Source organism: Rhodococcus sp. T7 (assembly GCF_009872365.1).
GTDB lineage: Bacteria > Actinomycetota > Actinomycetes > Mycobacteriales > Mycobacteriaceae > Rhodococcus_F.
The window spans coordinates 829,542-830,566 of record NZ_WXYH01000389.1 but is presented as its reverse complement, the minus strand read 5'-3'; the positions used below and the strand labels follow the sequence as shown (position 1 = coordinate 830,566).

The window sequence follows — 1,025 nt, the reverse complement described above, 5'->3', positions numbered from 1 at the left end:
TCCACGTTGGCGGTCTACATGACAGCCACCCGTCTCGGGGTGTGGCGGGTGAGCGCACTGACCGTCCACTGACGCCGGGGCATCGCGTCGACGCATGCGAGGACGGCCCCAATGCCAACCGATCGAACCCAGCTAGGCACGAATGGTGCACCACTACAACCGTATTCAACCGAAAGAAGGCAGGCAATGAGCGATTCTTTGACCGTCAAGACCGGCAGAGCGATGATGTCGGTTGCTATCGGGGTCAGCGCAGGGTGGACGTTCGGGGTCCGTCCGGTGTTGCGGTGGTCGCAGCCTTTGATCATGGCCGCGATGACAGCGGTGTGGGCAGCATGGATTTTGGGGCTGCCCCGGTTCGCTGACGTCGATTACGTGGCCACCCAGAACTTGGAGAACTGGGGTGATCACTCGGTCAGCACGTTCGCCGAAGCCTCGAAAGCGGTGTATGCGGCGGCGATCGAAGTCGGGGCAGGCGGCCGCACCGCTGGCTGGGTGCTGTTGCTGATGATGATGACGGCGGTTCTTTCGGTGTCCGCACTGGTCGTATCGGCGGCGTTTGCCCGCAACGGCGTGAACCCTGCGCGTACGGAATATCCGCAAGCCTTCGCCTCTCTGGTGGTTCTCGGCGCTGGGGTGCTGTTCGGGTGCGCGTGGCTGGCCGCCGATGCGGGCCGTGTCTCGCTGCTGTCGTCCCTGACCGCGTGGGCGCAGATTCTGCTGCCCGCGATGATCTGCCACGTGCTGATCATGGGCACGCGCAGCGGCTGGTTCGACCGCGGCGGCCCCACAGAGGAGCTCGTCGGTCGCATTCTGTCGTGGTCGCGCACCCGCACCGCACTGCGAGCGCAGGGATGACGGCACTGTCGACGGTTTTTCGCGGTAATGACATAGGGGCAGTGATGACAACACGTTCAGCGACGCTCGATGCGAACGCGGTAACAGCGTGGTCGGAGGACGGCGAGCAGGCGGAGGGACTGCTCGCCCTGATGGCGCTGGCCGCGTCGATCGACGCACGCTCATGGCAG

Annotated in this window: 1 protein-coding gene; it reads left to right on the top strand. The window is 64.8% G+C overall.

All coding sequences use genetic code 11. The features are described from left to right. Positions 1-303: 303 nt before the first annotated feature. On the top strand, positions 304-855 hold the full coding sequence (locus MLGJGCBP_RS47920; RefSeq protein WP_160097497.1) for a hypothetical protein: 552 nt from the start codon (positions 304-306) through the stop codon (positions 853-855). Positions 856-1,025 lie beyond the last annotated feature (170 nt).

Coding starts and splice junctions, on each gene's coding strand:
- MLGJGCBP_RS47920 (WP_160097497.1), top strand. CDS start 304: ATGGCCGCGATGACAGCGGTGTGGGCAGCATGGATTTTGGGGCTGCCC.